The organism is Streptomyces sp. HPF1205, from assembly GCF_020400825.1.
GTDB lineage: Bacteria > Actinomycetota > Actinomycetes > Streptomycetales > Streptomycetaceae > Actinacidiphila.
In genome coordinates this window covers 67,802-84,512 of record NZ_JAINVH010000024.1, presented here as the reverse complement: position 1 = coordinate 84,512, position 16,711 = coordinate 67,802, and the positions used below count along the sequence as shown (strand labels likewise).

The 16,711-nt window shown below is 74.8% G+C and carries 17 protein-coding genes; 4 read left to right on the top strand and 13 right to left on the bottom strand.

All coding sequences use genetic code 11. The features are described from left to right. Positions 1-63 precede the first annotated feature (63 nt). A complete protein-coding gene (locus K7G61_RS24810; protein ID WP_225849182.1) occupies positions 64-474 on the bottom strand; it encodes an NTP pyrophosphohydrolase in 411 nt (136 codons plus the stop codon). Positions 475-514: 40 nt separating this feature from the next. After that, positions 515-1,609: an aldose epimerase family protein gene (locus K7G61_RS24805; protein WP_225849181.1), complete on the bottom strand. Its 1,095-nt coding sequence runs from the start codon at positions 1,607-1,609 to the stop codon at positions 515-517. Positions 1,610-3,066: 1,457 nt separating this feature from the next. On the opposite strand from K7G61_RS24805, the gene K7G61_RS24800 reads away from it, so the two are divergent. After that, positions 3,067-5,241, top strand: coding sequence for a SpoIIE family protein phosphatase (locus tag K7G61_RS24800; protein ID WP_225849180.1), 2,175 nt, complete (start codon positions 3,067-3,069; stop codon positions 5,239-5,241). Positions 5,242-5,256: 15 nt separating this feature from the next. Here the strand turns inward: K7G61_RS24800 and K7G61_RS24795 are convergent, their stop codons facing one another. Next, a complete protein-coding gene (locus tag K7G61_RS24795; RefSeq protein ID WP_225849179.1) occupies positions 5,257-6,747 on the bottom strand; it encodes an immune inhibitor A in 1,491 nt (496 codons plus the stop codon). A 298-nt stretch (positions 6,748-7,045) separates the two neighbouring features. On the opposite strand from K7G61_RS24795, the gene K7G61_RS24790 reads away from it, so the two are divergent. Beyond that, positions 7,046-8,443 carry an NADP-dependent succinic semialdehyde dehydrogenase gene (locus tag K7G61_RS24790; protein ID WP_225849178.1) on the top strand — a complete coding sequence of 466 codons (1,398 nt, stop codon included), beginning with the start codon at positions 7,046-7,048 and terminating at the stop codon, positions 8,441-8,443. 199 nt (positions 8,444-8,642) lie between these two features. Here the strand turns inward: K7G61_RS24790 and K7G61_RS24785 are convergent, their stop codons facing one another. Further along, a complete protein-coding gene (locus K7G61_RS24785; protein WP_225849177.1) occupies positions 8,643-9,212 on the bottom strand; it encodes an ester cyclase in 570 nt (189 codons plus the stop codon). Positions 9,213-9,222: 10 nt separating this feature from the next. After that, entirely contained in the window at positions 9,223-10,023 is an 801-nt protein-coding gene (locus tag K7G61_RS24780; protein ID WP_225849176.1) for a methyltransferase domain-containing protein, read from the bottom strand. A gap of 303 nt (positions 10,024-10,326) precedes the next feature. Between K7G61_RS24780 and K7G61_RS24775 the strand changes: the two genes are divergently transcribed. Beyond that, a complete protein-coding gene (locus K7G61_RS24775; RefSeq protein ID WP_225849175.1) occupies positions 10,327-11,034 on the top strand; it encodes a response regulator transcription factor in 708 nt (235 codons plus the stop codon). 76 nt (positions 11,035-11,110) lie between these two features. Continuing rightward, positions 11,111-11,563: a nitroreductase/quinone reductase family protein gene (locus tag K7G61_RS24770; RefSeq protein ID WP_225849174.1), complete on the top strand. Its 453-nt coding sequence runs from the start codon at positions 11,111-11,113 to the stop codon at positions 11,561-11,563. Between the two features lie 103 nt (positions 11,564-11,666). On the opposite strand, the gene K7G61_RS24765 is transcribed toward K7G61_RS24770, so the two are convergent. The 8 genes from K7G61_RS24765 to K7G61_RS24730 all read right to left on the bottom strand — a co-directional run bounded on the left by K7G61_RS24765 (position 11,667) and on the right by K7G61_RS24730 (position 16,711). Further along, positions 11,667-12,122, bottom strand: coding sequence for a DUF1772 domain-containing protein (locus K7G61_RS24765; RefSeq protein ID WP_225849173.1), 456 nt, complete (start codon positions 12,120-12,122; stop codon positions 11,667-11,669). Positions 12,123-12,125: 3 nt separating this feature from the next. Next, a complete protein-coding gene (locus K7G61_RS24760) occupies positions 12,126-13,322 on the bottom strand; it encodes an FAD-dependent oxidoreductase (RefSeq protein WP_225849172.1) in 1,197 nt (398 codons plus the stop codon). A 10-nt stretch (positions 13,323-13,332) separates the two neighbouring features. Beyond that, positions 13,333-13,677, bottom strand: coding sequence for an antibiotic biosynthesis monooxygenase (locus K7G61_RS24755; protein WP_225849171.1), 345 nt, complete (start codon positions 13,675-13,677; stop codon positions 13,333-13,335). Further along, positions 13,674-14,066, bottom strand: a complete 393-nt coding sequence (locus K7G61_RS24750; RefSeq protein WP_225849170.1) for an antibiotic biosynthesis monooxygenase — start codon at positions 14,064-14,066, stop codon at positions 13,674-13,676. Before K7G61_RS24750 ends, K7G61_RS24755 begins: the two co-directional genes overlap by 4 nt. Further along, entirely contained in the window at positions 14,063-14,287 is a 225-nt protein-coding gene (locus K7G61_RS24745) for an acyl-CoA carboxylase epsilon subunit (RefSeq protein WP_225849169.1), read from the bottom strand. The genes K7G61_RS24750 and K7G61_RS24745 overlap by 4 nt, the downstream gene beginning before the upstream one ends. Further along, positions 14,275-14,595, bottom strand: coding sequence for a TcmI family type II polyketide cyclase (locus K7G61_RS24740; protein WP_225849168.1), 321 nt, complete (start codon positions 14,593-14,595; stop codon positions 14,275-14,277). Before K7G61_RS24740 ends, K7G61_RS24745 begins: the two co-directional genes overlap by 13 nt. Positions 14,596-14,636: 41 nt before the next feature. Then, complete coding sequence (locus tag K7G61_RS24735) at positions 14,637-15,122, bottom strand: SRPBCC family protein (RefSeq protein ID WP_225849211.1); 486 nt, start codon at positions 15,120-15,122, stop codon at positions 14,637-14,639. 359 nt (positions 15,123-15,481) lie between these two features. Beyond that, on the bottom strand, positions 15,482-16,711 hold the full coding sequence (locus K7G61_RS24730) for a ketosynthase chain-length factor (RefSeq protein WP_225849167.1): 1,230 nt from the start codon (positions 16,709-16,711) through the stop codon (positions 15,482-15,484).

The following is a 16,711-nucleotide window of genomic DNA, read 5'->3' as shown; positions in this document are numbered from 1 at the left end:
GTCCGCCGGCGGCAGGGCCGCGTCGGGGCCCGGCCGGCGCACCCGTACCGCCGGCGGGCCCGGCTACCGCGGCCGCACCGCCCGCGGGCCGACCACCGCGGCACCGGACGCGGTGACGCGGGCGCGCAGCTCGCGGTCGGCGGTGGCGACCAGGCAGGGGCGGCCTGGCGCGGCCGACCCCGCGGCGGCGGCCAGCGCGGCGATCAGGTCGTCCCCGCTTCCCGCGGCCGACTCCACGCGCACGCCCGGGACGGACGCGATCCCGCGGGCCGCGCCCTCCACCACCAGGACCACCTCCAGCGGGGTTCCGACGGCCCACCCCGGAACGCCGCCCGCGGGCAGCCCCGAGGTGGCGAACCCCGCCAGGGCGTCCCGCAGGCGTTCCGCGGCGGCCCGCCGGTCCCGCCACCAGCCGTCCGGCACGGAGCCGACCACGTTGGCGCCGTCCACGACGAGCAGCGGCCGCCCGGTCACCGCGCCACCGCGCCCGGGCGACGGCCCCCGTGACGCACGGTCATGAGGCGCCCCCGGCCGGCAGGTGCGGGAAGACCCACTCGGTACGGGTACGGAAGACCTCGCCCGGCCGCAGCGTCGTCGACGGGTACTCCGGGCGGTTCGGCGAGTCCGGCAGGTGCTGGGTCTCCAGGCACACCCCGCCGTACCGCGTGTGCGGGCGGCCGTCGGCGCCGCTCAGCGAGCCGTCCAGGAAGTTGCCCGTGTAGAGCTGCAGGCCCGGCTCCGTGGTGCGGACCTCCATCGTCCGCCCGCTGCCGGGGTCGCGCAGCACCGCGGCCGTGCGCGGGGCGGCCCCGGCGGCCGGACGCAGCACGTAGCAGTGGTCGTAGCCGCCGGCCGCCGCGATCTGCGGGTCCGGGTCGGTCAGCCCCGGTCCGATCACCCGGGACGAGGTGAAGTCGAAGGCGGTGCCGGCGACGTCCCGCTCCGGCCCCAGGGGGATGGACTCGTCCGTGACCGGCAGGAACCGGTCGGCGTCGATCCGCAGCTCGTGCCGCGCTATGCCGTCCGTGCCGTCCCCGTGGCCCGCGCCCGCGAGGTTGAAGTAGGCGTGGTTGGTGAGGTTGACGATCGTCGGCCGGTTCGTACGCGCCTCGAAGTCCAGGGCCAGGGTGCCGTCGGCGGCGAGCGTGTACGTCGCGGTGACCAGCACCTCGCCCGGGAATCCCATGTCGCCGTCCGGGCTGCGCAGCGTCAGCCGCAGCGCCCCGGGGAGCGGCTCGGCCGCCCACACCCGGCGGTGGAAGCCCTCCGGGCCGCCGTGCAGGGTGTGGCCGCGGTCGTTGACGGGCAGCTCGTACCGCGTGCCGTCCAGGACGAAACGGCCCTCCGCGATCCGGTTCGCGTACCGCCCGATCAGCGCCCCGAAGTAGGGGCTGCGGTCCTCGTACTCCTTGACCTCGGACAGCGCCAGCACCACCGACGCGGGCCGTCCCTCCCGGTCGGGGACGTCCAGGGCGTGCAGGATGCCGCCGAGGGTGAGGACCCGGGCGGTCACCCCCGAGGGGGAGGTGAGCCGCCAGACCTCCACCGGCTCGCCGGCGGAGGTCCGGCCGAAGGACTCGGCGGTCGGGAGCGGGGCGGTGAGCGGCATCGGCGTTTCCTCGGTGTCGTGGCCGGCGGAGTGGACGGCCCCTGCGCACCGGGCCGGTCCCCGCGTAGCATGCCCGGTCCGGGCACCGTTCGGCGAGAGCGCCCGACCGGGCCTTCGGCGGCGACCGCCGCCGGCTCGCACGGTGAGCGGGGCGGTCGCCTCCCCGGTCGCGGGGGTGCGCCCCGGCCGCCCCCCGCTCGGGCGCCGCGGCCCTGCACTCGGCACGCGCAAGCGGTCGGGGGTGGTCCACGGCGGGGTGCGGCGCCCGCAGGCCTCATCCGCCGCACCGCGCGCACCCCCGTCCAGTGGTGAAACCGAGGTCGCCACCGGCGACTGCGCTCGGCACGCGGCGCTCAGCACTCGGCCGGGGTCCTCCACGGGAACCTTCCCGGCCGCCCGGCTCAGGTCAGCGGACCGGGGGAGGGCACGGGGTTCGGCTCCGGGGAGGGCGGCACGGGGCTGGGGCCGGGCGGCGGCGGCACCGGAGGCGGCTCGGGAGACGGCGGTACGGGGTGCGGCTCGGGACTGGGCGGTACCGGATCGGGCGCCGGTCCCGGCGGCACCGGGTCGGGGCCCGGGGAGGGCGGCACGGGGCCGGGCGCGGGCGGGGTGGGCGCCGGATGCGGCTCGGGGGCCGGCCCGGGATCCGGCCCCGGTGCGGGTTCGCCAGGGTGTCCCCGCGGGGCCGGTGCGGGGAACGGCTCGGGACGCGGCTCGGTCATCGCTTCTCCCCTGAGGCTCTCGTGCGGGCGCGGACTCGCCCACGCGGCACCCTCGCGTGTACCCGCCGCCCACCCGCCCATGCCGCGTCCGTACGGGTGAGCCGCGCCCGCCGACCGCACCGTCCGCCCACCTGCCCGTATCGACCCCTGCCCGCCCGTACGGCCTCTACCGCCCCGTACCGCCCCGTACCGCCCTGCCCCGTGCCGCACGCGCGCCCGCGGCCCGGCCCCTCCCGCCGCACGCCGGTCCGCGTGCGGCGGGGCCCGTGCTCCTCGCGCGCGCTCCTCGTGCGGGTGAACCACTCCACGCCCCGCAACCGCTCCCTCGCACGCCGGGGTCCCATCCGGCAGCCGGACCGAGGGACGACGGAAGGAGCCGGTGGTGGCGGACGTACGGGACGAGTGGGCGCAGCGGCGGGCCACGCGGCGGCGAGGGCCCGCGCACGTCCTCATCACCGCCAGGGACGAGGGCAGCCCTACCGCGTGTTCGGCGCCCTCGTGGAGTGCTTCAGCCGGATCGAACCGCCCTGCCCGCGACCGGCGGGCCCGGGCCCGGTGGCGTCCGCCGCGGTCGCGCCGACGCTCGGTACGGGCCCGGCCGCTCCGGCCCCCGACCTGCCGGAACATTCGGTGCATAATGGCGCTGATGCCAGGAGAACGGCCCAAAGCTATCCTGGGGATTCGTCCCGCGGACATCGCGGTCCCGGACCGCAGGCCCGCCCCCGGAGCAGGCGCATGAGTGCTGAGAACCGGTCCACGCCGCCCGTGCGGTCGACCCGGCCGACCCGCCCGGGATACGACCCCCGCGTCGGCCCGTCGCCCGACAGGCGCCGGCCCGAAACCGAACTCGGACCGTCGCAGCGCCTGGCGCTGAGCGGTATGGGCAGCTTCGACTGGGACCTCGACCGGGGGATCTTCGACCTCGACGAAGCCGGCCTCGACGTGTTCGACCTGCGGCCGGAGGAGTTCGACCGGCGGCCGGACTCGCTCGTACTGCGGGTCACCCCGGAGGAGGGCGCCCGGCTCGACCGGGCGCTGCGCAGCGCCCTGCGGTCGGGCGGGCGCAGCTACGGCGGCTACTTCCAGATCACCCGCCGCGACGGCGTCAAGCAGTGGGTGCACACCCAGGGCACGATCCTGCGCGACGAGACGGGCAACGCCCACCGGCTCGTGGGCATCGTCAGGGACGCCACCGACGAACTCGCCCGGACCTCCGCCGGACTGCCGGCCAGGGACGACGAGGGCGACGGGCCCGGCCTGTCGTCGCTGGTCCGCCGCACCACGGAGGCGCTGTCGCACGCCGTCACCGTCGAGGACGTCACCGCCGTGCTCACCGGGGCCGGCGGACTGGAGCGGTTCGGCGCCGACGGCATGGTCCTGGCCCTGGCAGAAGGCGGCAGTCTGCGGGTCGTCGCCGTCAGCGGCGAGCCCATGATGGGCTTTCGCGGGCTGGCGATGCGGCGGCTGGACGAGTCGCTGCCGCTCGCCCACGCCGTGATCACCCAGCAGCCCCTGTTCGTGACGTCGTTCGCCGACCTCGCCGAGCGGTTTCCGCTGCTGCGCCCCTACCTCGACAAGGTCGACCTCGACGCGGCCGCCTTCGTGCCGCTGATCGCCCAGGCCCGGGCCATCGGCGCCATGGGCCTGTTCTACCGCAAGCGCGACGAGTTCACCCCCGAGCAGCGGGCGCTCATCGGGACGCTGGCCGGCATCCTCGCCCAGTCCCTGCAACGGGCGATCCTCTTCGACCAGGAACGCGAGTTCGCCACCGGCCTGCAGGCGTCGATGCTGCCCCGGCACATCCCGCGGTTCGAGGGCGCCGAGATCGCCGTGCGCTACCACGCCGCCCGCAGCGGACGCGAGGTCGGCGGCGACTGGTACGACGTGGTGGCCCTCCCGCAGCACCGCGTCGGCCTCGTGGTCGGCGACGTCCAGGGCCACGACACCCATGCCGCCGCCGTGATGGGACAGCTGCGGATCGCGCTGCGGGCGTACGCCGCCGAGGGCCACCCGCCCTCCACGGTGCTCGCCCGCGCCTCCCGCTTCCTGGCCGAACTCGACACCGAGCGCTTCGCCACCTGCGGCTACGCCCAGCTCGACCTGGCCTCCGGCACCATCAGGGCGGCGCGCGCCGGGCACCTGGGCCCGCTGATCCGGCACGCCGACGGCCGCACCGGCTGGCCGGGCGTCCGCGGCGGCCTGCCGCTGGGCCTGGCCACCTCCCTGGACCTGCAGGAGTTCCCCGAGACGCAGCTCGACCTGATGCCCGGCGAGACCCTGGTGTTCTGCACCGACGGCCTGGTGGAGGAACGCGGCGCGGACATCACCATCGGCATGGAGGCCCTCGCCGACGCCGTCCACCACGGGCCGCAGCGCGTCGAGGAACTCGCCGACCACATCGCCGACAGCCTCTGGCAGCGCTGGGGCTCGGAGGACGACGTCGCCCTGCTCCTCCTGCGCCGCGCCCCCGACCCCGGCGCCACCCGGGCCCCCCGTATGCACGCCTACGTCCACCAGGCCGATCCGGAGGGCCTGGCGGAGACCCGCGAGGCCCTGCGGCAGGCGCTGTCGGCCTGGGCGCTCGGCCATCTCGCCGACGACGTGGAACTCGCCGCCGGCGAACTGCTCGGCAACGTGCTGCTGCACACCGAGGGCGGCGCCGTCCTCACCCTGGAGGTGCTGCCCGAGCCGGTGCGCAGGCTGCGGCTGTCGGTCCAGGACCGCTCCAGCGTGTGGCCGCGCCGCAGGTCGCCCGGAGAGTCGGCCACGTCCGGCCGCGGGCTGCTGATGATCGACGCACTGGCCGCGCGGTGGGGTGTCGAGCCGCGCGGCGACGGCAAGGCGGTCTGGTGCGAGTTCGCCCTCGCGGCGGCGACCCGACCCAGGGCCGGCCGCCGCCGCGAGTCCTGACCTGACGCCGGCGCGTCAGCTCACGTCGAGCGCCGTGTCGTCCACGACGAAGGACGTCTGCAGCTTCGAGCCCTCCGTCCCGGTGAACTTCACCGTGACGGTCTGCCCGGCGTACGCGCTCAGGTCGAACGAGTGCTGGGCGTAACCGGTGCCGGCGTCGGCGTTGGAGTACGTCGCCAAGGTGCTCAAGATGGTGCCGGAGGAGTTGAGCACCTGCACCTTGAGCGTGTCGTAGGCCGTGCTGCCGGTCTCGGCGGTGTCGATGTGCAGCCAGAACGAGAACACGGCCTTGCAGCCCGCCGGGATCGCCGCCGGCTGGGAGAGCGTGTCCGTGGTCGCCGTGCCGTACCCGTCCAGCCACGCCTTGTACGAGCCGCTGTGCGCGGGCTCACCGGAGCTGTTGGTGATCACGCCGGAGCTGGCCGACCAGGAGACGGCGCCCGACTCGAAGCCGGGGTTGAGGAGCACCTGTGCGGGCGTGCACGTCCCGGTGGTGGGGGGAGTGGTCGGCGGGGTGGTCACGCCGCTGCCCCCGCTGGCCAGCCACGCGGTGGCGTTGAGGGCGAGGGCGGCGTCGGTGCCGGCCGGGTCGTTCCAGCCGTCGTAGAGGGTGTTGCCCGACTGGCCCGTGCCGTCGTCCGCCGGCGAGGAGTCGCCCCAGATCGCCACCCGGCCGCTGCCGAACGAACTGGTGACGAAGAAGGCGCCCGTGTTGCCCGAGTACCCCGTCCGGTACAGCAGCCCCTTGACGGCGGGGTTGTCGGCCGGCTTGAGCGTGAAAGTGGTGCCGTCGCGCAGGATGCTGCCGGTCACCGTGCCGAACGGCCCGTGCAGCACCGGATCGGAACTGTCGCTGACGGCACGGGGGTTGTCGGTGCTGATGTCGAGCAGGTCCACCGAGAAGCCGAACGGGTCGGTGTTGTCGACACCGTTGCTGGTCAGCAGGTCGTTGATCACGCACGGCGAGTCGCAGCCGTCGTTGTTGCGGTCGCTGCCGTTGTGGTCGGAGATCAGGAACAGCCCGCCGCCGTTCTGCACGAACTTCATCACCGCGGTCTTCTCGGCGGCGCTGAGCTTCACGTTCGGCTCGTCCACCACGAAGGTGTCGAACTTGCTGAGGTCCTGCGCGTTGGACGAGTCGCCGTAGGTGATGGTGCGGCCGGAGGGCAGCGTGTCCAGGACGTAGCCCCCGGACTTCTGCAGGGCCACGCCCCACGAGGACAGCGCGCCGGTCCAGTCCGTCTCCGCACTGGGCGACGGGTTCTGGGCGAGCGGGTCCGGCTGGCTGGTGCTGATGATCCAGTCGGCGTTGCCGGCCGTCTCGGCCTTGGTGTTGTCGAACAGCACGTGGTGCGTCGTCGCGGCGGCCGGCGCCATGGCGCCCGCGGTGCCCGGCGACGCCTGGGCGCTGCCGGCGGCGATGCCCGCGGCTCCCAGCGCGAGTGCGCCGAACACCGCGCTCGCGCCGATCAGGGCGCGGCCGCGAACGGTACGGAGACCAAGCATCCGTTTACCTCCAGGTGGGGCGGTGGGTGAGGGTTCGGGGAACGATTCTGCGCGCGTAGAACCTGTCATGTATGTGCCAGGCGTTACCGAAGAGTGAACGCTGCGGGGCGGGCCGAGTCCAGAGGCCGGTTGCGCCGGGCGGGTGCCCGGGCGCCGCGGGGCCGCGCAGGGTCGGCGCGCACCGGCCCGTACCGGGGCAGGATGGACGAGGCCGGGGACCGGGGCGGGTATGGACCCGCCGCGCCCCGGGTACGTGCACAGCGCCCGGTCGTCCCTCGGTCACCAGGAGGTAGCCGTCATGCCCATCGCCACCGTGAACCCCGCGACCGGGGAGACCGTCAAGACCTTCGAGCCGCTGGACGAGCAGGGCGTGCGCGAGCGCATCGCCAAGGCGGAGAGCGCCTTCCGGGCCTACCGCACCACCGACTTCGCCTCCCGGGCCGCGCTGCTCACCTCGGCCGCCGACCTGCTGGACAAGGAACGCGACGAGATCGCCCGCACCGTGACCACGGAGATGGGCAAGACCCTCGCCGCCGCCCGTGCGGAGGCCGCCAAGTGCGCCAAGGCGATGCGCTGGTACGCCGCCAACGCCGAGCGCCTCCTGGCCGACGAGCATCCCGCACCCGCGGACGTCGAGGACAGCGGCGCCCACCGCGCCTACGTCCGCTACCGCCCGCTGGGCGTCGTACTCGCCGTCATGCCGTGGAACTTCCCGCTCTGGCAGGTGATCAGGTTCGCCGCCCCGGCCCTGATGGCCGGCAACACCGGACTGCTCAAGCACGCCTCCAACGTCCCGCAGACCGCCCTCTACCTCGGCGAACTCTTCCACCGCGCCGGATTCCCCGAGGGCTGCTTCCAGACGCTGCTGGTCGGCTCCGGCGCCATCGAGGGCATCCTGCGCGACCCCCGGGTCGCCGCCGCCACCCTCACCGGCAGCGAGGGCGCCGGGCGCGCGGTGGCCTCCGTCGCGGGCGACGAGGTCAAGAAGACCGTCCTGGAACTCGGCGGAAGCGACCCCTTCGTCGTCATGCCCTCCGCGGCCGCCGAACTCGACCACGCCGTCCACACCGCCGTCACCGCCCGCGTGCAGAACAACGGCCAGTCGTGCATCGCGGCCAAGCGGTTCATCGTCCACGAGGACATCCACGACGAGTTCGCCGAGCGCTTCTCCCGCGCCATGAGCGCCCTGGTGGTCGGCGACCCCACCTCCGACTCGACCGACATCGGTCCGCTGTCCACCGAGCAGGGCCGCGCGGACCTGGAGGAACTCGTCGCGGACGCGCTCTCCCAGGGCGCCCGGGCGCTGTGCGGGGCCCGCCGCCCGAAGGCACTGCCGCCCGGCTGGTACTACGAGCCCACCGTGCTGACCGGCATCACGGAACGGATGCGGATCCACCACGAGGAGGCGTTCGGCCCCGTCGCCACGCTCTACAAGGTGCCCGACCTGGACAGCGCGATCCGGCTCGCCAACGACACCCCCTTCGGCCTCAGCTCCAACGTCTGGACCCGCGACGAGGACGAGCAGCGCCGCTTCGTCCGCGACCTGGAGGCCGGCGCGGTCTACTTCAACGGCATGACCGCCTCCCACCCCGCCATGCCCTTCGGCGGGGTCAAGCGCTCCGGCTACGGCCGCGAACTGTCCGGCCACGGCATCCGCGAGTTCTGCAACGTCACCACCGTGTGGTACGGGCGCTGACCCGCGCGCCGTACCCCGCCCGGCCGGCGCTCCCGGCAGGGCCCGGGCGCCCGGGCCGTGAACACCGGGCGCCCGGACGGCCGGGCGGTCAACACCGGGCGCCCGGCGGACCGGGCCGCCGGTTCGGGCCGCCCGCCCGGCCGGGGCCGCGGTGCCCGCGCCGGCCGTACCCCGCATCCGTGTGCCTCCCGCCCGTACCTCAGCCCGCCGGCTCCCCGGCGGGCCCGCGCGCGGACAGGCTCCGCACCAGGGGCCCCGCGTCGTCCGGCCGCGGCCGGCCCGCCCCCGGCCCGGCCGGTCCCCCGGGGGACGCGGGGTCGGGCCCGGCGCCGGAGATCTGCGCGAGCAGGGCCGCCGTGTCGAAGACGTTCCAGTCCCGCACGACCCTGCCGTCCTCGATCCGCCAGATCACGATGCCGGTCGCGGTCACCGGCCGCCCGGACGCCGGCACCCCGCGGAACGTCCCGGTGTGCCGCGCCGTCGTCGTGTAGTGGATCACCGCGTACGGTCCGTCCGACAGCACCAGGTCCAGCGTGACCCCGATGCCGGAGAACGCGCGGTGCACCGCGGCCACGCTGCGGCGCGGCCCGTCCGGCCCGACGACGCGGCCGTTGAGGACGAAGTCCCCGGCGAAGACCTCCTCCGCGATGCCGGTGTCGCCGCCCGCCCACGCGCGGCCGAACCACCGCTCGGCCAGCTCCCGGTGCCCGGCCGCGTCACGTCCGCCCGGGCGCGGCGCGCCACCCGCCGCCGTGTCCTGATCCGCCATCCGCGCCGCCCTACTTGTTCCCGGTCACGACGACGAAGGCGCCGAACATCAGGAACCGGCCCTCCGCGTCGCGCCGCAGGATCTCCTGGCCCCACTCCCGGGCCCGCCCGGCCGGCACCACGCCCTGCGCCTCGGCCGCGCCCGCGGCCTTGCCGATCCAGGTCAGCGCGTCCGCCGCGGCCAGCGAGGTGAGCACCACCGGCTGGAGCGTCACCGCCACGTCGCGGGCCCCGGCGCGAACGAACAGGTCGCGCAGCCGGCGCGCGACCCACGGGTTCGGCACGTGGTCGCTCCACCAGGTCATGATCCGCCGGGTCAGCTCCCGGTCGTCCAGGTCGGGCGCCCACATCCCGTGGTCCGGGTCGGTGACCAGCACCTGCCCGCCGGGCCTGACCACCCGCAGCATCTCGGCGACGGCCGCCGCCGGGTCCGGCACGTGCTGCACCACCCGCTCGGAGCGCACCACGTCGAAGGTGCCGTCCTCGAACGGCAGGTCGCCCGCCTCGCCGAGCACGAACTCCACCGGCGCGGCGTCCGGACCCCCCGGCTCGCCGCGCGCGATCAGCTGCTCGCTGGAGTCCAGGCCCACCACCCTGCCGGAAGGCCCCACCCGTGCGGCCAGCGCCCGCACGTCGTTCCCGGTGCCGCAGCCCACGTCCAGCACGTGGCTGCCCGGCCGCACCCTGAGCATCGCGTCCAACTGCTCCTTGGCCGCGGCCAGTTCCGCGGCCGCCTGATCGAGGAAGTCCTTGGCGGCGTCGGCGTCGCGCCAGATGTCGGCGGGCTTGACCACGGCGGTTGCTGCGTTCATCAATCGGCTCCAGGAGGTGAGTCACGACGTCGTCCGACGGCTCGACGGTACGGAGCGCGGATAAAGCCGGGAGAAAACACACCGGCACGGGACGGACGCACACCGTGATGGAAGGCCGTGCGGGGAGGGCGGTCGGCCGGGGGTGCCGCGCCGGGCCGTTTCGCGTTGACACCCGGGCATGCCGTCGCCCTATGATTTGATAGTTCGCTAGGTAAGCAACTCGGAAGCAACTGCCCCGGAGGGCGGCGGGACCGGACGGGTGTCCGGCGGCCGGGCTCCCGCCGGCCGGGGGGAAGAGTCACGATGCGCGCACAGACCCCGTCCGCGGGCGGCGAGTCAGGACCGCCCGCCTCCATCCTGGTGGCGGGCGGCAGCTTCATCGGCCGCGGGACGCTGGTGGCGGCCCTGGAGCAGGAGAGCGGGTTCACCGTGGCGGCGGAGAGCGCCCACCCGGCCGACCTGGGACCCCTCGTGGCGGAGCACCGGCCCGATGTCGCCGTCGTCCTGGGCGACCCCGACCCGCTGCCCTCGCTGCGCGCGCTGGCTTCCTGCGAGCCCGCGCCCAGAATCCTCGTGGTCTCGCCGTTCGCGCAGCGCCTTCCCGGCACCGGCCACGGCCGCCCCGGCGACCCGGCCGGGGCCGCGGTGCCCGCCCCCGTCCCGGGCGTCACGGTCAACCTCACCGACCGCACCACCCTGGTCCCCGCCATCCGCCTGCTGCGGTCGGGGTACCAGGTGGGCCAGGCCCTGCCCGCCGCCGTCGGCGGCATGCCCGGCGCGCTGCGGCCGCCGCACGCCTGGGACCGGTTCGACAAGCTGACCGGCCGGGAGATCGAAGTCGTCCACCTGATGCTCCGCGGCTGGAGCAACGCCGAGATCGCCGAGGCGCTCACCCTCAGCGGAGCCACCGTCAAGAGCCACGTGCACAGCCTCATGGGCAAGCTGGAGCTGCGCAGCCGCATCGACGTGATCACCACCGCCTACACCACGGGCTTCGTCCGGCCGCGGTGACGGCCCCGCAATGGCCCAGCCCGCAGCCCGCCCAGCCCCCCCGTTCGCCCAGCGCACAGAGAGCCGAGCCGGAACCATGTCCACCACCACCGCACGACCCGAGATCACCACGGCCCTGAAGGTCCGCAACAAGATCATGGCGCTCTTCCACAACGTCGGGATCCCGGTGGGACCGGTCCACCTGCTGCGCGTCAGGGGCCGCGTCTCCGGGAAGGAGTACACCAATCCGGTCGCCCCGGTCCGCGTCGACGGCACCCAGTACGTGCTGCAGGCCTTCCCGCGCTCCGACTGGGTGAAGAACGTACGGGCGGCCGGTGAGGGTGTCCTCGTGCGCGGCCGCAAGCAGTGGCATGTGCGCCTGGTCGAGGTGCCGGCGCCCGAGCGCGGGCCCATCGTCCGCGAGCTGCCCCGCCAGGTGCCGATGGGTGTGAGCATCTTCGTCAAGAACGGGCTGGTCGAGAACGGCTCCCCGGAAAGCTTCGAGCGCGCCGCCCCGGACATCCCGGTCTTCCGCGTCGTCCCGGACTGACCGCACGCGGGCGGGGTGTTCCCGGCGGCCCGGCCGCCGGGAACACCCCGCCCACATCTGTGTCCCCCTTCCGTCCGGGCCGCGCGCCCGGCTCGCCGACCGGTCACATCAGCGCCGCCCCGGTGGTCGCGGCCGTGAAGGCCGCCGCGGCGACGAGGGTCCGGTGGCGGTTGGCACGGGCCCAGTGCTCGCGGGTACGCGCCCAGGTCCCCGGCAGCCGGTCCGGGTCCCACGTGTCGATGAACCGGTTGAGGCGCACGTTGGACAGCTCGGAGACCAGCGCGACACCGATCAGCCCCGCCTCGGCGGCGGCGAAGGCGGCACGCGCGCCCCAGCCGGGCGCGAACACGGTGAGGAACAGGTCCGCCCCCATCGCGATCCTCGCGAGGACGGGCATCAGCGGGTCGAACCGCCGGTCGAGCAGCCGGTGCACCTGCACATAGCGGTCACCGCTCAGGGCGCCCATCATCGGCACCACGGCGACCTCGACCGCCAGCAGCACGCCGGCCAGGGCACCGCACAGCACCACGACGACACCCGCCAAGGCGTCCATCAGCATCGCTCAGCGCTCCAGCGGTCGGTGGCCGACGTCCATCATCAGCCGGTACGTGCCCTTCTTGGCGAAGGTGCCGAAGAACGCCCACATGAAGGCGTCCCGCGTCCGGCACGCCAACGCACCGCGCAGTTTGCCCAGTTCGCCGATCCGGTAGGCGCCGCGCACCATCGCGTCGACCCGCGGCCGGCGCAGCCGCTCGTACCCGGCGACCGCCGCCGCGACGTCGTCCTCCCCGGCCAGCAGCCCGGACAGCACGACCCCGTCCTCGATGGCCTGACCGGCGCCCTGGCTGAGGTTGAGCGTCATGGGGTGCGCCGCGTCGCCCACCAGGACCACCCGGCCGTACCCCCAGGCGGGCTCCCGGTCCGGCGGCCGGTCGCAGATGTCGATGGGGAGGATCGCCTCGTCCCCGGTGGCGGCGAGGATACGGGGCACCGGCTGCGGCCAGTCCCGGTACGCCTCGCCCAGCACCGCCCGCTTGTCCTTGCGGAACATGTCGAACGACGCGCTGACCCGGTCGGAGGTGATGGCGTCCCAGTAGACCTCGCGCTCGTTCAGCCGGCAGTACAGGAACCGCAGGCCGCCGCGTCCCCACAGGTTGAAGAACGTGCCGGTGGGCACCACGTCCTCGCCGGGCAGTTCGGCGATCGCCTGCCACGCGGTGTAGCCGGCGTAGCGCGGCGCCATGTCGTGCCCGCGGCGCAGCGAACCGCGCACCGCCGACCGGATGCCGTCCGCGCCGATCAGCACGTCCGCGCGGTCTCGCGTCCCGTCCGCCAGGCGCACCGTCACCCCGTCCGCGTCCTGCTCGAAACCGGTGAACCGCGCGCCCATCACCACCGCGTCCCCCGCCTCCTGCAGCAGCAGCGCGTTGAGGGCGGAGCGGCGCAGCGCGACCGCGGGGGCGCCGATCCGCGCGGACTCCGGCGCGATGGCCCACCGGGCCAGCCGGCGCCCCCGGTCGGAGCGGAACTCGTGGAAGTCGATCCGCGAACCGACCTTCTCCACCCGCTCGTCGAGCGCGAGCCGGCGCAGCGCCACGAACACGTTGTGCCACAGCATGAAGCCGCCGCCGGTCAGCAGCCGGCCAGGTTCGGTCCTGCGCTCGTACACCGTGACGTCGATTCCGGCCTGCCGCAGGCCGATGGCCGTGGTCAGACCGCCGATCCCGGCGCCGACCACCACCGCTTTGCGCACCCGCACCGCCGGCCCCCTACTCGGCCGGCACGGCGCCGGGCCCCGAGGGACCGGCGCCGTGGGAGTCGAGGGACGCCCGCACCTGGTAGATGCTGCGGCGGAAGCTGTCGGCCCAGTACGGGTACATCGCCGCCGACTGCCGCATGTGCTCCGGGTCGTCGGCCCACGCCCGGAAGAGCCCCTCGGACTCCCACTCGGCGATCAGCGAGTACCGCGTCGCGTCCTCGCTGTCGCGCAGCAGCACGTCCCGCACGTGCCCGGGAGTGCCGCGAACCTTGCCGGTCACCTCCAGGTACGCCTTCTCGAAGGCCTCGGCGTCCTCCGGCTTGATGGTGGCGGTCATGACGACACGGATGCTCATGCGTGCACCGAACCTTCCTGGGCATCGACGGTGACGGGTTCGCGAGCAGGGGCGCCCGCGGTCGTGGACACGTCCTCGCCGACGGGCGCCGGCGCCGGGGCCACCTGGGCCACCACTTCCAGCAGCGTCTTGGACGCGGCCTCGCGCAGCCGCTCCAGCACCTCGGACAGCTCCTGGCGGTCCCGGCTGCTCTGGTAGCGGCCCAGGTCCTCGCGGGTGGCCCAGTCCGCGGTGATGGTGTACGCCAGCGGGTCGACGGGGTCGCGCAGCATGGTCTGCCGGCCCGCCCCCCGGTAGCGGGCGGCCACCGCCGCCGCGGTCCGCCACACCTGCTCGAACTCGGCGGTCCGCCCCTCGCGGACCCTCATCTCCAGCACGGTCCGGATCACGGCCGCCTCCATCCGCTGCCGCCGCGGCCGGGGGGGACGGCGGGGAACGGGCCGGTGTACGCCCGCCAGGCCGGGCGGGCCTGCGGCGCGCCGGACCCGCCCCCGGGCCGGCGGCCCCGGGCGCGGGCCCGGGCCGTCACCGCGGCGAGCACCGCGGTGACGGCCGCGGTCTCCAGGACGTCCGGGGCGCCGCGCACCACCGTCACACTCACGCGCTCCACGAGTAGAACTCCTTCGCCATGGCGTCGGCCGGCCCCCGCCACGTGCCGGGGTCGTAGGCCGCGATGTGCGGCCGCAGCCGCTCGTTGACGTCCCTGAAGAGCGGGTGGCCGCGCATGTCCTCGATGCGCGGGCCCAGTTCGCCCCGCGAGCCGATCAACTGGAAGTACAGGCCGTGGAACCGGAACAGCCTGCGCTGCTCGACGCCGATGAGGTGCGGCAGTTCGGTCGCGTCGGACTCGGCCCAGATCCCGGCGACCCGCTGCTCGTCCTCGGGCGCCATGCGGGCGACGATCAGGGTGTAATGCATGCATGCTCCTCGCGGTGTGCGGCGGACGCTCCTTGTGGATGTCAGCTGGCTTCGGCGCGGGCGCCGGCCCGCTCCTGGACGCGGTCGCGGATCAGCGCGAGCTGCACGGCCGAGTTGACGGTGATGTTCGCCGTCATCCAGGCGGTGTCCACCGGCGCCTGCGGCTTCATGGCGAACTCCTGCTGCCAGCGCAGCTCCACCCCGCCGTCCAGCTCGGTGTAGGTCCACAGGATGTCCATGAACGCAAACGGCCCCGTCTCCACCCGGCGGGCCCGCACCGTCCCGGCGGCGCGGTCGGCGGTCCGCCGGGACACCCAGGACCACGCCGTCCCGTTCGCGTCGGGGTGCATCGTCAGCCGGAACGTCGTCGTGTCGCCGTCGGTGTCGAGGATCTCCGCCGCCGCGTACTCGCTGAACAGGTTCGGCCAGGCGGCCACGTCGTTGGTCTGCTCCCACACCTCGGCGAAGGGCGCGGCGATGACGATGGCCTGCTCGGTGCGGCCCGAGGGGAGCCGGCCGGCCGCGATCAGCCGCTCGTACACCGAGAACAGCAGCTCGCCGGGCGTGCGGCCCGGCTGGGTGTCGACGTCCGGCTCCAGGCCGAACCGCAACTCCAGCGCGGACAGGATGCCCAGCACGCCGAGCGAGTCGATGGCCAGGGAGTCGAAGGCGGCCGTGGGATCGAGCCTTCCCGCGGGGCCGATCCCCGCGCCCGAGGCGCTGTCGATCAGCCGTGTGTACTCGTCGAGCGTGAGCACGTCGAGGGTGGTCGTCATGGGCGGTACCTCTTCCTGGAGTGCCTGGCATACGTGAAGTGACGAAAGGTGCCCGGAGGCGGAGGGCCCGACGTGCCCGGGGTACGAGAGGCCGGAGCCGGCGGGGGAGGTCACGAGGGCCGCAGGGCGCGGACCACGGCGGCCGCGTTGAACCCCTCGTGGCCGCGGGCCAGGACCAGCGCGGTGCGCACCGGTGCCTGCCGGGTCTCGCGGACGACGTCCAGGTCGCAGCCCGGGGCGAGGTCGGTGAGGGCCGGCGTACCGGGCAGCACGCCGTCGCGGATCGCCAGCAGGGCCATGGCCACGTCCAGTGGGGCACCGCCCGACTGCAGCCTGCCGACCAGGCACTTGGGCACCGTCACCGGCACCCCGTACGGTCCGAAGACCGCGCTGATCGCCTCGGCCTCGGCGCGGTCGGCCTCGGGGACGGCGAGGCCGTCGGCGAAGACCACGTCGATCCCGGACGGCCCGACGCCCGCGTCGGCCAGGGCCAGGTCGATCGCCCGCCGCAGCCCCGGCTCGCGGGCCGACCCCGGCCGCGGGTCGAACGTGGCCGCGTACCCGGCCAGTTCGCCCCAGCCCGGGCCGCCGCCGCGGGCCCGCCAGGTGTCCTCGCGCTCCAGCACGAACAGCGCCCCGCCCTCGCCCGCCACATAGCCGCCGGCGCCGGCGTCGAACGGCCGGTAGGCGGTGGCCGGATCGTCGGCCGCGGTCATCAGCCCGGCCGACAGGTGGCAGGCCAGCGCGTACGGCCCCAGCGGCGCGTCCGTACCGCCGCTGATCACCACCGAGGCGTCGTCCACCAGCGCCCGGCGGCTGTGGCCCAGCGCGTCCAGCCCGCCGGCCTGCTCGCTCACCAGCACCCCGCACGCGCCCTTCATGCCGTGCCGGATGGAGATCTGACCGGTGGTCGCTGCGTAGAACCAGGCGATCGACTGGTACGGGCCGACGAACCGCGGACCCCTGCTCCACAGCTTCTCGATCTCGCGCTGCCCGAACTCGTTGCCGCCCGACGACGTCGCCGTGATCACCGACATGGCGTACGGATCCAGGCGCGCCGGGTCCAGCGCGGCGTCCGCCAGCGCCCGCTCGGCCGCCACCAGGCCCAGTTGCGTCCACCGGTCGGTCTGCACCGCCAGCCTGCTCCCGAGCAGAGCGGGCCCCGCGATGTCGCGGACCTGGCCGGCCAGCCGCACCGGATACCCCGACGTGTCGAACCGGTCCAGTGGCCCGATGCCGCTCACCCCGGCCAGGGTCGCCCGCCAGAACCGGTCGGTGGTGGAGCCGTTCGGGGCTATCACCGACAGGCCGCTGAAGACCGTGCGCGCACGTGGCTCCAC